Here is a 23008-nt window from a genome sequence, read left to right as displayed (position 1 = left end):
TTTTTAAAATTTTACTAAAATTATAAAATTTCTCCAACTTCAAACCTTACAAAAGAAATTACTTGAGAATTATATGATTTTAGTAATTGAGAAACAGTTTTTTTAGGTTCAAAAATAAAATTTTGTCCTGTTAAAGAAATTTCATTTTTAAATTTATTTATCTTTCCTTGTATAATTTTATTAATTATTTCATTTGACTTATTTATTTTTTTTAAAGAATTTAAAAAAATTTTTTTTTCTCTATTAATTATCATTTCAGGAATAATATTCGGACTTAAATATTTTGGTTTGCTAGCAGCAATATGCATTGCTAAATTCTTCGAAAATGTACTTTCATCTGAAATAATATTTAAAATTACTCCTATTGTATTATTATGATGCATATAGCTAATTATATTTTTTCCTATTAAAAAATGTATTCTATAAATTTTAATATTTTCCCCAACTTTGGAAATCATTTCTTTTATTTCTTTTTGAAAAATCGAATTAATATGATTAACATCATTTGTTTCTTTTAACAAAATTTCATTAACAACTTTTCTCCCAAATAAAAGAAAACTTTTTTCTTTTGCTACAAAATCAGTTTCACAATTTAGCTCTAAAATTGCAGCTTTTTTATTTTCTACTTTTAAAAAAATTTTCCCTTGTTTTGTTCCATGAAAAGATCTTTTTTCTGCTTTAATTTCACCAATTGTTTTAAGGAAATCAATCGATTTTTCTAAATTTCCCTCCATTTTAACTAAAGCATTTTTACATTCCATAATACCTGCTCCAGTTCTATCTCTTAATTTTTTTACAAGAGAAGCATTCACTACCACCTTATTCATATTTATTCCTTTATTAATTGATAAATTAAATAATATTGATTTAATTAATCAAAAACATTTTTTAAAAATAAAAATTTTTTATTATTACGTTGGTATTAAAAAAATTTTATTTTGCTTTATTAAAAAATCGTATATTTTTATTATTTTTAACGTTAATTCCATTAATTAAAGTAGTAATAGCATCTAAATATAACTTAATTGATCTAATAGCATCATCGTTACCAGGAATAATAAAATTTATTCCATCAGGACTAGAATTTGTATCTACAATCGCAAAAACTGGAATACCTAAGTGATTAGCTTCCTTTATAGAAATTTGTTCATGTTGAGCATCAATAACAAACAAACAATCGGGTAATCCTCCCATATTTTTTATTCCACCTAAGCTATTTTCTAATTTTTTTAATTGTTTTTTTCTAATTAATACTTCTTTTTTCGTTAATTTTTCAAAAGTTCCATCCTTAGATTGTATCTCTAAATTTTTTAAATTTTTAATAGACTGACGAACAGTTTTCCAATTAGTTAACATTCCCCCTAACCAACGATGATTTACATAAAAATGCTTGCAAGCATTAGCTGATTCTTTTACTATTTTACTAGCTGCTTTTTTTGTTCCAACAAATAAAATTTTTCCTTTTCTAGAAACAATTTTTTTTAATTCAAACAAAACAGTGTTAAACATAGGAAGCGTTTTTTCTAAATTAATGATGTGCACTTTATTTCGTATTCCAAAAATAAACGGTTTCATCTTAGGATTCCAATATCTAGTTTGATGACCAAAATGCACTCCTGCTTTTAACATATCTCGCATAGAAACTATTGACATAATCACCTCAATTTAAAATTTTTTACTAAAAAATAATAATTTTTTACTATTTATTTTTTATTTATATTGTACAAATACATAAAAATTAAAAACATTTAAACATATTTTTTTATTAATAAAAAAATAAATTATAGTTTTTATAAACTTTCTTTACTTTTTAGAAAATTAAAATTTTTACTATTTTTTAATAGTATAATCTATATATATCAAAAAAACCGTAAATTTAAAAATTTCTATAATAAAAAAATTAGGAAAATTTATGTATAAAAATCTTATAAAAACAAATGTAGAAATAAAGAAAATGAAAGAGGCTGGAAAAATAGTGTCTAATGTTTTGAAAATGATTTCAGAATATATTGTACCTAATATAACTACAGGAGAATTAGATCGAATCTGCCATGATTATATAGTATATGAAGAGAAAGCATTCCCTGCTTGTTTAGGTTATAATGGATTTCCAAAATCAACTTGCATTTCCGTAAATGATGTTGTATGTCATGGAATTCCTAATGATAAAAAAAAATTGAAAGATGGAGATATTGTAAATGTTGATGTAACTGTGATAAAAAATTCTTATCATGCAGATGCATCTAAAATGTTTTTTGTTGGAACTCCAACTATTTTAGGAAAGAGATTATGTTATGTTACTAAAAAAAGCCTAGATTTAGCTATTAAAATAGTTAAACCAGAAATATGTATAAATAAAATAGGAAAGATTATTCAATCTTATGTTGAAAAAAAAGATTTTTCAATAGTTAAGGACTACTGTGGACATGGAATTGGAAAAAAATTTCATGAAGATCCACAAATCCTTCATTACTATAATAAAAATTATAAATTTTTATTAAAAGAAAATATGACTTTTACAATTGAACCGATGGTAAATGCTGGTTCCCCTAATATAAAATTAATGAAAGATGGATGGACTGTAAAAACAAAAGATAGAAATTTATCGGCTCAATATGAGCATACTATTTTGGTAACTAATAAAGGATGTGAAATTTTAACTTTATAAAAAAATGAAATATATTTCAAAAAAATTATCTTTGCAATTTATGTTATAAAAATATATTTTTTTGAAAAATATATTTTTTATAAAATTTTAAAACTTTTAAAAAATTTATGTTCATATATATATCTTAAGGTTTATTAAAAAATGAAAAATCTAGAAAAAATTATCACAGAAACATTTGAAAACAAAAAAAAAATCGAACTTTTAAAAAAAGAAAACTCAGTTATTAATGTTATTAACAGTGTTATTGAATTACTTAATATCGGAAAACTTCGAATTTCCGAAAAAAAAGAAGGTGTATGGATTACTCACCAATGGTTAAAAAAAGCAGTCTTATTATATTTGTACACTCAAAAAAATAAAATAATACCTAATACAAATAGTAATTATTACGATAAAATTCCTCTAAGATATCATAATTATTCTTTAGAAAAATTTCAAAAAGAAAAAGTAAGGGTGGTTCCTAACGCTACTGTTAGATATGGTTCATTTATAGAAAAAAATGTAATATTAATGCCTTGCTATATAAATATAGGTTCATATATAGGAGAAAATTCAATGATTGATACTTGGGCAACAGTCGGATCATGTGCTCAAATAGGAAAAAATGTGCATTTATCTGGTGGTGTCGGGATTGGAGGTGTTTTAGAACCTTTACAAAATAATCCTACAATTATTGAAGACAACTGCTTTATTGGAGCACGTTCTGAAATAGTAGAAGGTGTTATAGTAGAAAAAAATTCTGTAATTTCAATGGGAGTATATATTGGACAAAGTACTAAAATATACGATAGAGAAACAGGAAAATTTTTTTATGGGAGAATTCCATCAGGATCTGTTGTAGTTCCTGGGAATTTACCTTCATTAGATAATAAATATAGTTTATATTCTGCTATAATTGTAAAAAAGGTAGATTCTAAAACTAGAAAAAAAGTACAAATTAACGAATTATTACGAAATTTAGATTAAATAAATTTATACAGAAGATATCAGAATAAAAAAAATAAAAAAGAAACTTCCCCTAATTTAGAAATAAATTAGGGGAGAAATATTTTTTTTCTAAACTATCAAATAAATTCTGCTATTTCCTCTTTTAATATCAAAAACTAACGTTGAAAAATTTTTTTTAAAAATATTTTTTAAATCAATTAGATTAAAAATTTTTTCTTTATTTATAGATAAAATAATATCATTTTTTTTAAAACCTAATTGAAAAGCAATAGAATTTACTTTTACAAAACTGACTTTTACTCTCTTTTCATTATTAATAATAAAATTACTAAAATCAATACCTTCAATTAAATTTTTAGTAATTTTAGAATCTGTTCTTTCTTTTGGATGCGGTTTTAACATAACTGATATAATCTTTATTTTTTCATCACGCACTAAACCTATTTTAACTAAGCTATTTGCGGGAAACGAAGCTATTTCAGCACGTAAAGAAGAAAAAGTAAAAATTGGTTTTTTATTTAAAGAAATAATAACATCTCCTGGTTTAATTCCTGATTGATCAGCTGAAGAATTTTTAAATACTTGATTAATAAAAGCTCCTCTTTGTAATTTTAATTTCATTGCCTTTGCTAAATTGAATGTTAATTCAGTTCCTATTATTCCTAGTTCTCCTTGAGTGACATGACCATATTTAATAAGTTGATCTGTGATATTCTTTATGATATTCGTTGGAATAGAAAAACCAATTCCTATATTTCCTCCATCTGGAGATAAAATAGCGGTATTAATTCCAACTAATTTCCCCTCTAAATTTACTAATGCTCCTCCTGAATTTCCTCTATTTATAGCCGCATCAGTTTGAATAAAATTTTCATAATGATTATTATTTAGTCCACTTCTTCCTAAAGCGGAAATAATTCCGGATGTAACTGTTTCTCCTAATCCATAAGGATTTCCAATTGCTAAAGTATAATCTCCTATTTTTAAAGTATCTGAATCTATCATTTTAATAGCTACTAAATTGTTGGCATCATTTATCTTAAGTAAAGCTATATCCGAAAGATTGTCTTGTCCAATTAGTTGAGCATCATATACACGTCCATCATTTAATTTAACTTGAATCTTATTTGTATTTTGAATTACATGATTATTAGTAACTATATATTTATTTTCAGAATCAATTATTACTCCTGAACCTATAACTTTAATCATTTTGGGAAATTGATTTTTTTTTATCCATTCATGACATAATGGTGTTTCATAAAATAAAGATTTATTTCGACAAAACGAGGCATCATCATTTAATAAAGATTTATCGTTTTGATTTTTTTCAGTATCAAATGTTGTTGCTTTTACTTCAGAATCTATACTTACTACTGAAGGTATAACTTTATCTAATATAGAAGATAAGTTAGGAACGTTAATTGAAGAAATGTTATTCTTTTTAATTAAAGAAAAACTTTTATTTGAAGACATACCAAATCTAGGAAATAAAAAACTTATTATCATCATTGTAATAGCTATTTTTTTCATATTTTATTCTCAAATTTTATTTTTAAATTCTTTTTAATTCTTTTTAATAAAGTAAATTTGCTCTCCTTAATTTCACATATTACTTTTAAAAAATTATTTTCCTACACTTTTGGAAAGATATTTAAAGAGTTATTAACATATAAATAAAAAATTAAATATTATTTTTTTTATTTTAAATTTATATTTTTCTTTTAAAAAAAAATTATTTTTTTTAAAAAAATTAAAGTTTTAAAGACAAAAATGATTTATAATTAATCTACATATTTAAATATATCTGTAATGCATTAGGATAATACCAAAAAATATTTATTTTGGTTTTTTAATATGAAAATAAGTAATCTAGTTCTTTTTTTTTTATTTTTTTTTATTTTTTTTATATATATAAAAAAAAGTTTTTTTTTAAATCAAAAAAGCTTATTTTTCTTACATGGTCATACCATGGGTACAACATGGAAAGTTCAACTATTTAAGAATAAAAAAAAAATAAATTTCCTGATTTTAAAAAAAAATATCCAACTTTTGTTAAATCATGATGAAAAAGAATTATCTACATGGAGTAAAAATTCAGTAATTTCAAAATTTAATTTTAATTTACATAATAAACCCATATTAATTACTAAAAATTTTAAAACTATTATTTCAAAAGCAATTTTAATAAGTAAAAAAACATATGGTGCTTTAGATATTACAATTGGTGCATTAATAAAAATTTGGGGATTTAATGGTATAAATACAACTTTTAAATTTCCTTCATTTAAAGCAATAAAAGTTGCTCTTTCAAAAACTGGTATAAACCATATTTATCTAATAAATCATAAAAATAATCAATATTTATACAAAGATTTAAAAAATTTAGAAATAAACGTTTCCACTTTAGGAGAAGGTTTCACCGTAGATCATATTTCTGAATTACTAAATAAAAAAAAAATTACCGACTATACAATTTCCGTTGGTGGAGCCATTAGATCTAGAAAAAACTGCTTACATAAAAAATTTTCAGTTATAGCTATTCAAAAACCAACCAATAAGAAAAATTCTGTTCATATTTTAGTTAAACTAAAAAACCAATCAATAAGTACCTCGGGAAATTACAGAAATTATTATTACTTTAATAGAAAAAAAATTTCTCATTTAATCAATCCGTTTAATGGAATGCCTGTTGTTAATAATTTAGCATCAGTAACTGTAATCTCTAAAAACGCATTAGATGCTGATGCTTGGGATACAGCACTTGAAATATTAGGTTTTAAAAAGGCTAGAAAATTGATACTAAAAGAAAAACTTGCTGTTTGTTTAATACAAAAAAGAAAAAAAGGTTTTTATACTTGGATTTCTCCTAAATTTAAAAAGTTCTTAATTAAATCATCTTTGAAAATTACTAACAAATAATTTATATATTGTAAAAAATAAATTTTTTTAATAAAATAAAAAAATTTTTTTTGTATTAATAACAAAATTATTAAATTTAAAATAACATATAAAAAGATGTAATCTTTGCAAGAAAAATAAAATTTCTTAATTTTTTTTTTAAATTTCGATTAAAAATTTTGGAGGTTTAAAATGCCAGTTTTATCAGGGGCAGAAATGGTTATACGATCTTTGATAGATCAAAATATCAAATTTATTTTTGGTTATCCTGGTGGAGCAGTTCTTGATATTTATGACGCTTTAAAAACAATTGGTGGTGTTGAACATATTTTAGTAAGACATGAACAAGGTGCAACTCATATGGCTGATGGTTATGCTAGAGCAACTGGAAAAGTAGGTGTTGTTTTAGTCACCTCTGGACCAGGAGCTACTAATGCTATTACTGGTATTGCAACTGCTTACATGGATTCAATACCAATGGTCATTATATCTGGTCAAGTTGCTTCTAACTTGATAGGATATGATGCTTTTCAAGAATGCGATATGATAGGAATATCCAGACCAATTGTTAAACATAGTTTTTTAGTTCAAAAAACTTCCGATATTCCCATAATTTTTAAAAAAGCATTTTGGCTAGCATCTAGTGGAAGACCAGGACCCATTGTAATCGATATACCTAAAAATATTCTAGGTGAAAAATGCAAAAAACCATATATTTGGCCTAATTCTATTAATATTCGATCTTATAATCCAATAACTAAAGGAAATACTAGACAAATAAAAAGAGTGTTACATACTTTATTAAAAGCAAAAAAACCAATTATTTATGCTGGAGGAGGGGTTATTACCTCTAATAGTCATAATGAATTAAAAATTTTAGCAGAAAATTTGAATTTTCCTGTTACAACATCCTTAATGGGACTAGGAGCATTTCCAGGAACTCATGAACAAAGTTTAGGTATGTTAGGAATGCATGGAACTTATCATGCTAATATGGCTATGCATAATTCGGATGTAATTTTTGCTATCGGAGTAAGATTTGATGACCGAACTACTAATAATTTAAAAAAATACTGTCCTTATGCTAAGATTTTACATGTAGATATTGATCCTACTTCAATTTCTAAAACTGTTTTAGCTGATATTCCTATTGTTGGAGATGCTAAAAAAGTATTAAAAGAAATTATTAAAGAATTAAATAGTACTGACACAAAAACAGAAAATGATTCTTTTAAAAGTTGGTGGAAATGTATTAATACCTGGAAAGAAAAAAATAAAAGTAAAAAAACTAAAAACAATAAAAATGTAATTAAACCACAAAAAGTTATTGAACTTATTTGGAAAAAAACATTAGGTAAAGCTTTTATTACATCAGATGTAGGACAGCATCAAATGTTTACTGCTTTACATTACCCTTTTGATCGCCCTCGTCAATGGATTAATTCAGGAGGATTAGGCACTATGGGATTTGGATTACCTGCAGCACTGGGGGTAAAATTGGCTTTTCCTAAAAAAATGGTAATTTGTATCACAGGAGATGGCAGTATTCAAATGAATATTCAAGAATTATCTACTGCTTTGCAATATCAATTACCTATTTTAATTGTTAACCTTAATAATAAGTCATTAGGGATGGTCAAACAATGGCAGGATATGATATATTCTGGACGTCATTCTCATTCCTACATGCAAGCTTTGCCTAATTTTGTTAAATTATCAGAATCGTATGGACATGTCGGGATAGCTATAACTCATCCTTTAGAACTAAATGAAAAAATGGAAATAGCATTAAAACAATTAAATCAAGGAAAATTAGTATTTTTAGACATTTTAACTAGTGATTCCGAACATGTTTATCCAATGCAAATTAAAGGGGGGGGGATGAACGAAATGATATTAGAAAAAAAGAGAGATTTTTAAAATGAGAAGAATTTTATCAATATTATTAGAAAATGAATCTGGTTCGCTATCCAGAGTTATAGGGCTTTTTTCTCAAAGAGGTTATAATATAGAAAGTTTAACTGTAGCACCGACAGAAGATCCTTCCTTATCTCAACTAACGATACAAACTGTTGGAGATGAAAAAGTTATAGAACAAATTGGAAAGCAATTACATAAACTAATTGACGTTCTAAAAGTTTCAGAAGTTAATGATAATGATTATATTGAAAGAGAAATAATATTAATAAAAATAGGAAATATTTGCAAAAAAAAAGAAAAAATAAAAGATATTGTTGATATATTTAGAGGAAAAATAATTAGTTTAACTACTAAAGGTTATATTATACAAATCACTGGTTCTAATAAAAAAATAAACTCTTTTCTCGAATTAATTCGAAAATATGTTGATATTATTGATACATCTAGATCTGGAATCATTGGAATTTACAGAAATTAGTTTTTTATTTTATAAACTCAGTAATTAATAAATTTTTTTTTAAAAAACATTTAATACAAATTAAAAAATATGAAAAAAAAAAACATATTCCAGTATTGTTACAGGAAGTAGTGCAATCATTAAATATTAAAAAAAATGGAATTTATATAGATGGTACTTTTGGATGTGGCGGGCATTCAAATGAAATATTAAAAAAAATAGGTGAAAAAGGAAAGTTATATGCTATAGATGTTGATCCTTTTGCTGTTCAAGAGGCAAAGAAAATAACTGACTCTCGTTTTAAATTTTTTCATGGATCATTTTCAAACATCATTTTTCTTTTAAGAAAAGAAAATATAATCAAAAAAGTAGATGGAATACTATTAGACTTAGGTGTATCGTCTATACAACTAAATAATCCAGAACGAGGATTTTCTTTTAGGTTAGACGGGCCTTTAGACATGAGAATGAATCCAACTTCTGGAATTACCGCTTCAAAATGGCTTTTAGAAAATAAAGAAAAAAAAATTTCCGATGTGTTAAAAAAATTCGGAGAGGAAAAATACGCTAAAAAAATTGCAAATGCTATTATAAAAACAAATAAAATATCTCCAATTACAAGAACAACTGAATTATCTGATTTAATAAAAAAAAATACACCTTTTAACAAATCCAAACATCCTGCTAGATGCAGTTTTCAAGCAATTCGTATTTATTTAAATCAAGAGTTAACTGAACTAAAGAAAATATTAAATGATTCTTTAAAAATACTATCGCATAAAGGCAGGTTGTCAATAATATCATTTCATTCTTTAGAAGATCGAATTGTGAAAAAGTTTTTTATAAATCATAGTAAACAACATTTTTTTATTCCAAAAAATTTACCGATAACAGAAAATCAAATAAAAAAAATAAAAAAAAATAATTTTAAAATAATTAGTAGAATTTTTCCAAATATCAATGAAATAATAAAAAATAGAAGATCTAGAAGTGCGATTCTCAGAGTTGCTGAAAGAATTTAAAAAATGAAAGATTATTTTTTAAAAATATATCAAGAAAAAAACTATAAAAACTTAATCTTATTTAAATAATTTTTAAAATCCTAAAAAATTTAGTAATTTATCTATTAAAAAAATAATAACTTTTTTTATAGTAAGAGTGAACTTATAAAATTATTTTTATACTATTAAAAGTATTGAATAATAAAAATAAAATAAGGAATTACTTAATAATGTAGAAAATGCTGAAAAAATTTAAAAAAAATTTTTTTTCAAACTATAAAAATTAATATAAAAAATTTTAATATTATTTTTTTACTTTAAGAAAAATATAAATAATAAAATATTTCTATAAAGAAAATTTTCTTAAAATATATATAAAAAATATTTCTTAAAAAAAGTTTTTTTATCAATTAAAAATTAATTATTTCTACATATAAACGTAAAAATAAAAATATATTTTTATAATTAGTTTAACTAAAAAATTATTTAATAAAATTAAACATATTTTTTTATTAAAATTAAAAAATAAAAAAAATAAACAAAAAATTTTTTTTATAATAAATAGATATTACACAGTTTTATTAAAACAATACTAAATATTAAATCGTATTTAAATTAATTTAATTTTTATATTAAAATATAATCCAATTACACATAATTAATAATTATAAATTATATATAAACACTTTAATTTGGATTAAAAATGACTCAATTAACAGAAAAAAAAATAATAGTTGGGCTTGAAATAGGAACGACAAAAGTCGTTACTTTAATAGGAGAAATTTTACCAAATAATTTAATGAACATAATTGGAATGGGTAGTCATAAATCTCATGGAATTAAAAATGGAGAAATAAATGATTTGAAATCTGTTTCTAAAGCAATTAAGAATTCTATTAAAAAAGCTGAAGATATGGCTGGATTTAATATTTCTTCTGTTTATCTAGCTATATCTGGAAAATATATTCATTATCAAAATGAAATAGGAATAGTTCCGCTCTCTGAAAAGGAAGTAACAAAAAAAGATATAAAAAATGCTATATATACTGCTCAATCTGTAAAAATTAATAATGAACATAAAATCTTACATATTATTCCAAAAGAATTTTCAATTGATCAAAAATTTGGAATAAAAAATCCTTTAGGTTTATCTGGGATTAGAATGCAAGTGGAAGTACACCTAGTTACATGTAACAATGAAATATTAAAGAACTTTATAAAATCAGTTAATAACTGCAGATTAAAGGTAAATGAAGTTGTTTTTTCAGGATTAGCTTCTAATAAAGCTATAATTACTAGAGAACAAAAAAAATTAGGAGTTTGTATGATTGATATCGGTGGTGGAACCATGGATATAACTATACATATAAATGGATTTATTTGTTACAGTTCTGTTATTCCATATGCAGGGAATATGGTTACTAATGACATTTCTTCTATTTTTTCTATTTCAAAAAAAGATGCTGAAAAAATTAAAATAGAGCATGGATGTTCTGATGAACAAAATGATAATAAAACAAAAAGAATTGAAATAACTACATTTAATGAAAATAAAATAATATATGTTGAAAAAAAATTGTTACATCATGTTATTGATGCTAGATACATTGAACTGTTAAATTTGGCAAAAAATAAACTACAAATATTTTTTAAAACTATCAATGAAAAAAAGATTAGAAAAAAACTATTTGCAGGGATAATATTAACAGGAGGTGCATCAAAAATAAAAAATTTAGATGCTCTCGCTAAAAAAATATTTAAAACAAATATAGAAATAAAAAAATCTAAAAAAATAGAAGGATTAACAGAAAATTTTAACACTGAAAACTATTCAACAGTAATCGGATTATTAAAATATGGAAAAAATAAAATTTTAAAAGAAACAAAAAATGTTAAGAATAAAAAATTTTTTCAAAAATGGTTTAAAAAAATTAATTGTTGGATTAACAAAAAAAATTAAATACAAGATTTTTTTAAAAATTTTTAAAAATATTTAATACAATAACAATTGGAGTAACTATGTCTGAAGAAAATAAAAATAATATTCACGCTGTTATTAAAGTCATAGGTGTAGGAGGAGGGGGGTGTAATGCTGTAGAATACATGATCAAAGAAAAAATAGAAGGAGTAGATTTTTTTGCTATAAATACTGATGCTCAAGCATTGGAAAAAGTGGAAGTAAAAAAAAAGATACAAATTGGAAAACGAATCACTAAAGGATTAGGAGCAGGCGCAAATCCAGAAATAGGAAAACGTTCAGCAGAAGAAGATCGAGATATTCTAAAAACTATCTTAAAAGGAGCTGATATAATTTTTATTGCTACTGGAATGGGGGGAGGAACAGGCACAGGAGCAACTCCTATTATTGCTAAATTAGCAAAAGAAATGGGTATATTAACTGTTTCTATTGTTACTAAACCTTTTAATTTCGAAGGAAAAAAAAGAATAGAATTTTCAAAAAAAGGAATACTTGAATTATCAAAAAATGTTGATTCATTAATTATTATACCGAATGATAAGTTAATTGAGGTATTAAATAAAGAAATTTCCTTATTAGATGCTTTTAGCGAAGCTAACAATGTTTTAAATGGAGCAATACAAGGAATTTCTGAACTTATAACTCGCCCTGGATTAATAAATGTAGATTTTGCTGATATTAAAACTGTAATGTCAGAAATGGGATATGCTATGATGGGAACAGGATCATCTTCAGGGGAAAACAGAGCTGAAGTCGCAATAAAAATAGCCATTTCTAGTCCTTTATTGGAAGACATTGATCTATCAAATGCTAAAGGAGTATTAGTAAACATAACTGCCAGTTCAGATTTTAAACTAAATGAATTTCAAACTGTTGGAAATATCGTTCGATCATTTACTTCTGATCATACAACTTTAGTTATCGGAACTTCTTTAGATCCAAAAATGAAAAATACGATCCGAGTTACTGTTATAGCAACAGGAATAAATATAACTTGCAATCATTACGAAAGAAATGTTTCTATTCAACAACCTATTCAAGAAAATATTTTAAATTATAAACAAAATAACCTAGAAAAATCTATTTTTTTAGAAGAGGATAATAAAAAAAAAGAAGATTTAATAAATTCAGAATACATTACTAAAAAAAACATAGATTATTTAGATATACCTGCATTTTTAAGAAAAAAATAAATTTTTACTAAATAAAAAAAAAAAAAAAATAGTTTATTTAACTTTTTTATAAAAAAAAAATAATTTATAAATTAAAATATTTAAAAAATATTTTTTCTAAAAATAAAAAATATAGAGATTATTTAAATTAATTGTTATTATATAAATTATTAATAAAAGTTTAATTAAAATCAATTAAACATCTTATATAAAAAATATAAAAATATTATGTCCGAAATAAATAAAGAAAAATTTTTTGTTTCTAAAACAGCTAAAAAAAAAATAAATGAATTATCAAAGAAAAAACAAAATTTAAATTTAAATTTTAGAATTTATATTTCGGGAGGAGGATGTACCGGTTTTAAATATGGTTTTGTTTTTGATAAAAAAATGAATATAGATGATATCTGTATTAAAAAAATTAATATTCCTATAATCATAGATTACATAAGTTTTCAATACCTTATAGGAGGAACTTTAGATTTCATAGAAAATTTAGAAGGATCTAAATTCTTTATTTCCAATCCAAATGCAAAAATTACATGCGGTTGTGGATTATCATTTAGTATATAATTTTTCTAAATATTTTTTATTAATACATATTATTAAATTTTTAATTTTAAAAAAAACTGTTATTATAAATAATAGCTTAAACATACATCTTTTTTAAAAAAATTATGCTTAATATAGGAATTATAGTTGCCATAAAAAAAGAGTTAAATGAAATCAAAAAAAAATTACATGTATATAAAAAAATTAATTTAAGAAAATATATTTTATATATAGGAATTTTTAAAAAAATTAATTTTTTTTTATTGCAATGTGATATTGGAAAAACTAATGCTAGTTGTGCTACCACCTTATTATTAGAAAAATATAAAATTAATTATGTTATTAATATAGGTTCTTGTGGTTCTTTAAAAAAAAATATACAAATATTTGACATAATAATTTCGCAAAAAACATGTTATCATGATGTTGATTTAACCGCTTTTGATTATCCTATTGGAAAAATACCTAATTTACCAAATTTTTTTTTTCTAATTCTTATTTAAAAAAAATTTCTATTCAGTCATGTTTAAATAAAAAATTCTCTTTTTTTTTAGGAATGCTGGTAACTGGAGATACTTTTTTAAAAGAAAAAACATACTCTATTAAAAATAATTTTCCTTTAGCTATAGCTATAGATATGGAAGCTTGTGCTATTGCTCATGTTTGTTTTATATTCAAAATACCTTTTCTTAGCATCAAAATAATATCTGATTGTTCTAATCAAAACTCTAAAAAAGAATTTAAAAAAAATATACATTTAATTTCCATTAAGTCTTATTTAATTATTGTAGAAATTTTAACAAATTTAAGCTACAAAAAAATAAAATTATCTACTTTTTAGATATAAAATCATAAAAATATTTTTTTATTTATCCATTTTTTTAGATTTTTTTTTAAAAAACATATAGTTCTTTTCTTAAAATAAATAGAACTATATGTCAAATAGCTCGTATTAAAAAAAAATTTGTAAAATCTTATAATTACTACTGTTTAATAGAATTAATTCATTAAATCGGTTATCGTTCCTTCATAAACTTCAGCTGCTAAAGAAATTGTTTCTGATAAAGTTGGATGTGCATGAATTGTTAATGCAATATCTTGTGCATCACATCCCATTTCAATAGCTAAACTAACTTCAGATAATAATTCTCCTGCATTTCTACCTATTATAATACCTCCTATTAATCTTTTAGTATCTTTGTCAAAAATTAATTTTGTTAATCCTAAAGAAGAACAATCAGATGCTATTGCCCTTCCTGAAGCACTCCAAGGAAATGTAGCTATTTTATAATTTATATTTAATTTTTTAGCATCTTTTTCAGTAATACCAGTCCAAGCTATTTCTGGATCTGTATATGCTACATTTGGAATAACCTGGGGGTCAAAAAAATGTTTTTTTCCTGATATTACTTCTGCTGCTATTTTTGCTTGATGTATTCCTTTATGTGCTAACATAGGTTGCCCTATAACATCACCAACAGCATAAATATTTTCAATGTTAGTTTGTAATTGTTTGTTAACTTTTATATATCCTTTATTATTTATTTCAACACCAATTTTTTCTATTTCTAATTCATTAATTGCAGGAATTCGACCTACTGCCACTAAAATAGCATCATATACTATTGTTTTTTTTCCTGTTCCTCTGTAATCTATTGTTGCTAATAATCCATCTTCTACTTCTTTTATATCTAAAATATTTGTTTCTAACATTACATTAAATTTATTTTTAATAGATTTTAAAAATATTTTTATAATATCTGTATCAACAGTTGAAAGAATTTGATTATGATTTTCTGTAATATCAATCGTTGTTCCTAATGAATGATATATTGTTGCCATTTCTAATCCAATTATACCTCCACCAATAATTAACAAATTTTTAGGAATAAAAGGAATAGATAATGCTTCTGTAGAAGTCCAAATTCTTTTATTTTTATAAGAAATAAAAGGTAATTTTACTGATTTTGAACCTGTTGCAATAATTACATCACTAAATTTAACTTTATGGTTTTCTTTTTTTGAAGAAATCATTAGTTCATTTTTCGAAATGAATCTTGCAGTACCCTTTATGACCTTAATACCTCTTTTTTTTGCCATATGACTTAAAGCAAAAGTTAATTTATTTATATTTTCTTCTTTCCAATTTATCAATTTTTTTATGTTTATTATTGGAGAAGCAAACATAACCCCACATTTCGATAAAGCTTTACTTTGATTAATAGTTTTAGCTACATGCAATAGACTTTTAGAAGGAATACAACCTACATTTAAGCAAACTCCTCCTAAATTTTGATAACGTTCTATTAAAGTAGTTTTCATACCTAGATCTGCACAACGAAAAGCAGCTGTATATCCAGCTGGTCCAGCTCCTATTATGACAATATTTTTATTGCTTTTAATACACATTTTTATTTTATTTCCTAAATATTTTTAAATAATGTAAATTTTTTAAAAAAAATATTATTTTTTCTTAAATATAAATATTCAAATTATAATAACTATTATTTATATATATAATATATAACTAACTTTAAAATAAAGTCTTATATTTATAAGGTTAATAACCTAATATCAGATAAAAATTGACTAACATATTCCATAAAATTAGCACCATATACACCATCAATAATGCGATGATCATACGATAAAGAAAAAGGTAATACCAAACAAGGAGAAAAATTTTTATTTTTCCATATAGGCTTAACTATTGTTTTTGAAACTCCTAAAATTCCTACTTGGGGTGCATTTATTATAGGTGTAAATCCTTTACCTCCTAATTTTCCTAAACTTGAAATAGTAAAACTTCCTCCTTGAAAATCAAGTAATGTTAATGTATTATTTCTTGCATCTCTGCATTTTTTATTTATTTCACAAGATAACTGAAACAATTCTTTTTTATTAACTTCTTTTATAACAGGAACTAATAAACCTTCACTAGTATTTACTGCTATTCCTATATTAATATCTTCATTAAAAATAAAACCATTTTTTTTATTAGAAAAAAAACTATTTAATAAAGGAAATTTTTTTAAAGACTTTGCTACTACTTTAGTAATGATAGAAAGCAGTGTTATTTGTTCATTTACTTTATAGTTTTTAATAATATTTACTTCTTTTCTAAATTTTTCTAGTTCTGTAATATCCGATTCATAAAATTGAGTAACATGTGGAATAGTATTCCAACTTTTTTGCAAATTGTAACTTGATGCTGTTTGAATTTTAGTAAATATAACTCGATTACTTTTTTTATCCTCTTGTTCTATCTCATAAATGTTATAATTAATATTTTCTTTATTAGAATTTAAAAATTTTTCTTCTTTATTTTTTCTATTTTTATACAATTCAAGATCTTCTTTTAAAATTCTTCCTTTTCTTCCTGATCCAGACAAGTTTTTTAAATCTATCTGTAATAATCTTGCTAAACGACGAACTAATGGAGTAGCATGAAAAGATGATTTTTTTTTTAAATCATCAGCATTTAAAATAGTATTTACTTCTTTATCCTCCTTAACAATATTAAAAAAATCTTTAGGATTAGAACTTATTTTATCATTAACTTTTTCCATAATTAAAATTACATCGTTATGTTTTACTTTCTGACCTACATTAACAGAAATCTTTTTTATTACACCTGAATCTGGAGAAGGAATTTCCATGGAAGCTTTTTGTCCTTCTACTAAAATTAAACTTTGTTCTTTTTTTACTTTATCATTTTTTTTAACTAAAATTTCAATAACTTCTACTAAATCTGAACCAATATCTGGAATTTTAACTTCGATACTCACTTTTATTATCCTTTTTAATTCTTTTATGCTAAACGAGGATTAATTTTGTTAACATTAAGATTAAATTTAGAAATAGCTTGTTTTACTATTGTAGACTCTAAATATCCACATTCAACTAATAATCCTAAAGCTGCCACTACTATATAATGAGCGTCTACTTCAAAATAATAACGTAATTTTTCTCTACTATCTGAACGACCATAACCATCTGTACCTAATACAAAATAATGTTTTGTAGGAATGTAAGCTCTAACCTGCTCCGCAAATAATTTCATATAATCAGTGGAAGCAACAGCCGGGGAGGAATTCATAACTTGATAAATATAAGGGGTTTTAGGTTTTTCCATTGGATGCAATAAATTCCATCTTTTACAATCCTGACCATCTCTTGCTAATTCAGTAAAAGAAGTAACACTATAAATATCTGATGATATTGAGTATTTAGAAGAAAGAATTTTAGCAGCTTCCCAAACACTTTGTAAAAGAGCTCCAGATCCCATTAATTGAACCTTATACTTTTTATTTTCAGATTTTTTTAGCTGATAAATTCCTTTTATAATACCTATTTCAGAATTTTTAGGCATAGCTGGCATAGAATAATTTTCGTTTGTTGTAGTTATATAATAATAAACATTTTCTTGTTTTTTACCATACATTCTATTTAATCCATTTTGAAGAATAACAGTTATTTCATAAGCATAAGCAGGATCATAAGAAATACAATTAGGAACTGTTAGAGAATAAATATGACTATGTCCATCTTCATGTTGCAATCCCTCCCCATTTAATGTGGTTCTACCTGATGTTGCACCGATTAAAAATCCTCTTGCTTGCTGATCTCCAGCTGCCCAAAACAAATCCCCTATTCTCTGAAAACCAAACATAGAATAAAAAATATAAAATGGAATCATTGGAAAATTATTACTACTATATGAAGTAGCTGCTGCTAACCATATTGCTCCAGCTCCTAATTCATTAATTCCTTCTTGTAAAATTTGACCATTTTCTTCTTCTTTGTAATATAAAAGTTGCTCTAAATCTTGAGGAATATATTTTTGACCTTTAGTATTGTAGATACCTATTTTTCTAAATAAACTTTCCATTCCAAAAGTTCTTGCTTCATCTGCAACTATAGGAACTAAAAAATCTTTTATTTTAATATTTCTTAACATAATGTTTAAAAATCTAACAAAAGTGATTGTAGTAGAAATTTTTTTATTTTGTTTTTCTAATAATGAAGAAAAATCACTTAATAAAGGAATTTCAAACATTTTATCAAATTTTGAACTTCTTGCAGGTAAATATCCTCCTAATTTTTTTCGTTTATTATGTAAATAATTATACTCTTCTGAAAATTTTTTTAAAGTAACATAAGGCAACTTTGAAATTTGTTCGTCATTAACAGGTATACTAAACCTATCTCTAATATATTGTAAGTCTGAAATTGTCATTTTTTTTATCTGATGAGCAATATTCTTTCCTTCTGCTATTTTTCCCATTCCATAACCTTTAATAGTATGGAATAAAACAACCGTTGGTCTACCATCTTTTTCTTTCGCTAAATTTAAAGCAGCATAAATTTTTTTAGGATCATGTCCACCTCTATTTAATGACCAAATATCTTCATCTGTCATATTTTTTACTAATTCTTTAGTCTCCTTATATCTTTCAAAAAAATTTTTTCTTATATATTCTCCATTTTTTGATTTAAAAGTTTGATAATTTCCATCAACAGTTTCATTCATCAATTGAACTAATTTTCCAGAAAAATCTTTTTTTAAGAGTTGATCCCATCTACTACCCCATATTACTTTTATTACCTTCCAACCGGCTCCTGAAAAAACATTTTCTAACTCATGTATAATTTTCCCATTACCCATAACTGGACCATCTAATCTTTGTAAGTTACAATTAATAATAAAAATTAAATTGTCTAATTTTTCCCTGGTTGCTATTGTTATTGCTCCTTTTGATTCAGGTTCGTCCATTTCTCCATCACCTAAAAAAGCATATACTGTTTGATTGCTAGTATCTTTTAAATTTCTATCATTTAAATATCGTAAAAATTTAGCTTGATATATTGCTGAAACTGGACCCAAACCCATAGAAACAGTAGGAAATTGCCAAAAATTAGGCATTAACTTAGGATGAGGATAAGAAGATAATCCTATTCCATCTATTTCTTGTCTAAAATTATTCATTTGCTCTTTTGAAATACGACCTTCTAAAAAAGCACGAGCATAAATCCCTGGAGATGCATGACCTTGAAAATATATCAAATCTCCTGGATGATAATCATTTTTTGCTTTAAAAAAATGGTTAAAACAAACTTCATAGACTGTAGCAAACGATTGAAAAGATGATAAATGTCCTCCTAAATCTAAATTTTTTTTAGAAGCTCTCAAAACCATGATTATTGCATTCCATCGAACAAATGAACATATTTTTTTTTCTAATGCTAAATTTCCAGGATAATCTGGTTCTTTTTCTGCTGAAATACTATTTATATAATTCTGAAAATAGCTAAAATTTAAAAAATTTGGTTTTTTTTTACAAATTTTTTTTAATACTACTGATATAAGAAATTCTGCTCTTTCTATACCTTCATAATCAATTACTGATTCAATTGCTTCTATCCAATCTTTAGTTTCAATAGGATCTATATCTTTACTTAAATGTTTTCGCATAAATAAAATCCTTTATATACAGAACATGTTTGTTTTAATGTTAAAAAAATTGATATATTTATATTTCTATAATAAATTTTGTTAAATTAATTTTAATAATTAACATTTTTTTATTTTTTAAAGGTTATTAATAATAAAATTGTTATAAAAAAATCGTAATTTGATTTTACCAAAAATTGATTTTAACTTATTAAAAATATTTTTTAAAAAATTAATTTTAACTAACTAAAATTAATTTTTAAAAAAATATATTTATAAAAAACATATTTTTTTAAAATATATACATTTAATTAAAAATTATACTTTTAAAAATTTTAATACTAAAAAAGTTTATTTATATAAATTATTTTTTTTAAAAAAATATTAAAAATATTTTTTAAAAATTTTTTTTGACAAAAAATAAAAAAACAATTTATGAATTAAAATTCATTAAATTAATAACAACTTCATATTTAACAATCTGAATCATTTTAAAAAACATTTTAAAAGATTCTTTTTTATATTCTAATTTAGGATCTTTTTGTGCATATCCTCTAAGATGTATTCCTTTTCTTAAATATTCCATATTTAATAAGTGTTCTTTCCAAAAAAAATCTAAATTATGCAATAATACTGATTTTTCTATTTCTTGTATTTTTTTTATACCAAAAATTTTTTTTTTAGATATATAATAACCTTTAACTTTATTTGTTATATACTCAGTTAATTTTTTATGTTGTTGTAATTCTTTTGTTAAATTTACTTTATTTATAAGCGAAAATTTTACGTTAAAATCTGTTTTTAATCGTTTTTCCAATCCCACTAAATCCCAAGACTTAGAAAAAAATTTTCCAGAAATATAATTTTTAATAACCTTTTTTAATACATCTTCTATAAATAAAAAAATATTTTTACTAACCTCTTTAACAGTTAATAATATATTTCTTTGAAAATAGATTGATTTACGTTGATTGTTTGCTATATCATCATATTCTAATAACTGTTTTCTAATCTCAAAGTTTCTATATTCAACTCGTTTTTGAGCATTAGAAATAGCTATGGTTATCCACTTATGCTGAATTGCTTCATCTTTTTTTATTCCTAATTTTTTTAAAGTATTAATAATTCTTTTTGAAGAAAAAATACGTATTAAAGAATCTTCCATAGATAAATAAAACTGTGAAGAACCTGGATCCCCTTGTCTCCCCGATCTTCCTCTTAATTGATTATCTACTCTTCTAGATTCATGTCTTTCTGTACCAATAACATGTAAACCACCTGCTTCAACTACTGTTTGATTTAATTTTTTCCAGTTATTTTTATACAAAAAATTTTTTTTATTTTTACAATATTTTTTTTTAAAACTTCCTCCTAAAACAATATCTGTTCCTCTTCCTGCCATATTTGTTGCAATAGTTACAACTCCTGGTCTTCCTGCCTCTGCTATGATATTTGCTTCTTGAGAATGAAATTTAGCATTTAAAACATTATGTTTAATTCCTAAATTTTTTAATTTATTGGAAATAATTTCAGATTTTTCAATAGAAGTAGTTCCTACTAATACTGGTTTTTTTTTCATAATATTTTGTTGTATATCAAGAATTATAGAATTAATTTTTTCTTTTTCAGTTATGTATACTAAATCAGAATAATCTTTTCTAATCATAGGTTTATTAGTTGGAATAACTACTGTTTTTAAGTTATAAATAGAATTAAATTCAGAAGCTTCTGTTGCTGCTGTTCCTGTCATACCTGATAATTTTTTATATAATCTAAAATAGTTTTGAAAAGTAATAGATGCTAACGTCTGATTTTCATTTTGAATTTTTACATTCTCTTTTGCTTCTATTGCCTGATGCAAACCATCTGACCATCTTCTACCTTTCATTATTCTACCTGTATGTTCATCTACTATTATAATTTTTTTATTTTTAATAATATAATCAACATTTTTTTTAAATAATATATTTGCTTTTAATGCATTATTAATATATTCTATTAAAGTTATATTTTTTACTGTGTATAATAATGACTTTTTATCAATTAAATTATGATTAACCAATAAATTCTCAACTTTTGTTAATCCTATTTCAGTTAAATGTATCTGTTTTGATTTTTCATCTACCGAAAAATATTTATTTCCTTTAAAAAATATAGATTCTTTTTTTTTCTTTTCTTTCATGTGAAAAATAATTTTATTAATTTTAGAATATATGTCTAAATTTTCTTTTTCTACTCCAGATATAATTAACGGAGTTCTTGCTTCATCAATTAGAATTGAATCTACTTCATCTATTAAGGCATAATATAATTCACGTTGTACTCGTTCTTTAGAACTAAAGACCATGTTATCTCTAAGATAATCAAACCCAAACTCATTATTGGTTCCATAAGTGATATCTGATAAGTATGCTTTTCTTTTTAATTCTGTAGATATTCCGGAAAAATTTATTCCTACACTTAAACCTAAAAATTCAAATAAAAATTTATTTTTTTTTCCATCTCTTTGAGAAAGATAGTCATTCATTGTAACTAAATGACATCCTTTTCCTTTTAAAGCATTTAAGTATATAGGTAAAGTAGAAGTTAATGTTTTTCCTTCTCCTGTTTGCATTTCAGCAATACACTGTTTATGTAATATTAATCCTCCTAAAATTTGAACGTCATAATGTCTCATGTTTAAAATACGTCTACTAGCTTCTCGTACAGTTGCAAATGCTTCTGGAATTAAATTTTCTAAATTTCCATTTTGATTTAAATATTTTCTAAATTCATCTGTTTTCTGTTTCAATCTTTTATCGGAAAAATTTTTAAATTTTGGCTCCATTGAATTAATAACTTTCACTGTTTTTTGCATTGAATTTAAGATTTTATCACTCTGAGTACTAAATATTTTTTTGAATAAATTAATTAACATTCTAAAGATCTCTTATATAAATAATATTACTATTATATTT

The 23008-nt window shown here is 23.5% G+C and carries 18 protein-coding genes; 11 read left to right on the top strand and 7 right to left on the bottom strand.

From position 1 onward, the window contains the following. Positions 1-20 precede the first annotated feature (20 nt). Together tsf and rpsB are read right to left on the bottom strand one after the other, a co-directional pair. Positions 21-827: a translation elongation factor Ts gene (gene tsf / locus RJT65_RS00995; RefSeq protein ID WP_343153078.1), complete on the bottom strand. Its 807-nt coding sequence runs from the start codon at positions 825-827 to the stop codon at positions 21-23. A 106-nt stretch (positions 828-933) separates the two neighbouring features. Then, positions 934-1653, bottom strand: a complete 720-nt coding sequence (gene rpsB, locus RJT65_RS00990) for a 30S ribosomal protein S2 (protein WP_343153077.1) — start codon at positions 1651-1653, stop codon at positions 934-936. A 259-nt stretch (positions 1654-1912) separates the two neighbouring features. Here rpsB and map point away from each other — a divergent pair, with 259 nt between their 5' ends. Together map and dapD are read left to right on the top strand one after the other, a co-directional pair. After that, entirely contained in the window at positions 1913-2668 is a 756-nt protein-coding gene (gene map / locus RJT65_RS00985; RefSeq protein ID WP_343153075.1) for a type I methionyl aminopeptidase, read from the top strand. A gap of 141 nt (positions 2669-2809) precedes the next feature. Then, positions 2810-3634: a 2,3,4,5-tetrahydropyridine-2,6-dicarboxylate N-succinyltransferase gene (gene dapD / locus RJT65_RS00980; protein ID WP_343153072.1), complete on the top strand. Its 825-nt coding sequence runs from the start codon at positions 2810-2812 to the stop codon at positions 3632-3634. A 90-nt stretch (positions 3635-3724) separates the two neighbouring features. Here the strand turns inward: dapD and RJT65_RS00975 are convergent, their stop codons facing one another. Further along, on the bottom strand, positions 3725-5149 hold the full coding sequence (locus RJT65_RS00975) for a Do family serine endopeptidase (protein ID WP_343153070.1): 1425 nt from the start codon (positions 5147-5149) through the stop codon (positions 3725-3727). 438 nt (positions 5150-5587) lie between these two features. On the opposite strand from RJT65_RS00975, the gene RJT65_RS00970 reads away from it, so the two are divergent. From RJT65_RS00970 to RJT65_RS00930, 9 genes are all read left to right on the top strand, one after another. After that, complete coding sequence (locus RJT65_RS00970) at positions 5588-6538, top strand: FAD:protein FMN transferase (RefSeq protein ID WP_343153068.1); 951 nt, start codon at positions 5588-5590, stop codon at positions 6536-6538. Between the two features lie 171 nt (positions 6539-6709). After that, on the top strand, positions 6710-8437 hold the full coding sequence (gene ilvB / locus RJT65_RS00965; RefSeq protein ID WP_343153066.1) for a biosynthetic-type acetolactate synthase large subunit: 1728 nt from the start codon (positions 6710-6712) through the stop codon (positions 8435-8437). A 1-nt stretch (position 8438) separates the two neighbouring features. After that, positions 8439-8915, top strand: coding sequence for an acetolactate synthase small subunit (gene ilvN / locus RJT65_RS00960; protein WP_343153064.1), 477 nt, complete (start codon positions 8439-8441; stop codon positions 8913-8915). Between the two features lie 59 nt (positions 8916-8974). Beyond that, a complete protein-coding gene (gene rsmH, locus RJT65_RS00955) occupies positions 8975-9916 on the top strand; it encodes a 16S rRNA (cytosine(1402)-N(4))-methyltransferase RsmH (RefSeq protein ID WP_343153175.1) in 942 nt (313 codons plus the stop codon). A 682-nt stretch (positions 9917-10598) separates the two neighbouring features. Continuing rightward, the gene (gene ftsA, locus RJT65_RS00950) at positions 10599-11855 is read left to right on the top strand and encodes a cell division protein FtsA (protein WP_343153062.1); all 1257 of its coding nucleotides are present in this window, start codon (positions 10599-10601) and stop codon (positions 11853-11855) included. 59 nt (positions 11856-11914) lie between these two features. Continuing rightward, entirely contained in the window at positions 11915-13066 is a 1152-nt protein-coding gene (ftsZ, locus tag RJT65_RS00945; RefSeq protein ID WP_343153060.1) for a cell division protein FtsZ, read from the top strand. A 207-nt stretch (positions 13067-13273) separates the two neighbouring features. After that, positions 13274-13618 carry an iron-sulfur cluster insertion protein ErpA gene (gene erpA, locus RJT65_RS00940; protein ID WP_343153059.1) on the top strand — a complete coding sequence of 115 codons (345 nt, stop codon included), beginning with the start codon at positions 13274-13276 and terminating at the stop codon, positions 13616-13618. Between the two features lie 104 nt (positions 13619-13722). Then, positions 13723-14100: a 5'-methylthioadenosine/S-adenosylhomocysteine nucleosidase gene (mtnN, locus tag RJT65_RS00935; protein WP_343153057.1), complete on the top strand. Its 378-nt coding sequence runs from the start codon at positions 13723-13725 to the stop codon at positions 14098-14100. 5 nt (positions 14101-14105) lie between these two features. Beyond that, positions 14106-14438, top strand: a complete 333-nt coding sequence (locus RJT65_RS00930) for a hypothetical protein (protein ID WP_343153173.1) — start codon at positions 14106-14108, stop codon at positions 14436-14438. Between the two features lie 158 nt (positions 14439-14596). Here RJT65_RS00930 and lpdA read toward each other — a convergent pair whose 3' ends face one another. The 4 genes from lpdA to secA all read right to left on the bottom strand — a co-directional run bounded on the left by lpdA (position 14597) and on the right by secA (position 22968). Further along, a complete protein-coding gene (lpdA, locus tag RJT65_RS00925) occupies positions 14597-16006 on the bottom strand; it encodes a dihydrolipoyl dehydrogenase (RefSeq protein WP_343153055.1) in 1410 nt (469 codons plus the stop codon). Positions 16007-16149: 143 nt separating this feature from the next. Further along, entirely contained in the window at positions 16150-17385 is a 1236-nt protein-coding gene (locus tag RJT65_RS00920; RefSeq protein ID WP_343153053.1) for a 2-oxo acid dehydrogenase subunit E2, read from the bottom strand. A gap of 23 nt (positions 17386-17408) precedes the next feature. After that, positions 17409-20072 (bottom strand): pyruvate dehydrogenase (acetyl-transferring), homodimeric type, encoded by a 2664-nt coding sequence (gene aceE, locus RJT65_RS00915; protein ID WP_343153050.1) that lies wholly within the window; start codon positions 20070-20072, stop codon positions 17409-17411. Between the two features lie 412 nt (positions 20073-20484). Then, positions 20485-22968, bottom strand: a complete 2484-nt coding sequence (gene secA / locus RJT65_RS00910) for a preprotein translocase subunit SecA (RefSeq protein ID WP_343153048.1) — start codon at positions 22966-22968, stop codon at positions 20485-20487. Between the last annotated feature and the right edge of the window lie 40 nt (positions 22969-23008).

The sequence above is a fragment of the Buchnera aphidicola (Mindarus japonicus) genome (assembly GCF_039393905.1).
Lineage (GTDB): Bacteria > Pseudomonadota > Gammaproteobacteria > Enterobacterales > Enterobacteriaceae > Buchnera_A > Buchnera_A aphidicola_B.
Note: the sequence above shows the minus strand (reverse complement) of the source record. Positions and strands in the feature narration are given on the sequence as shown.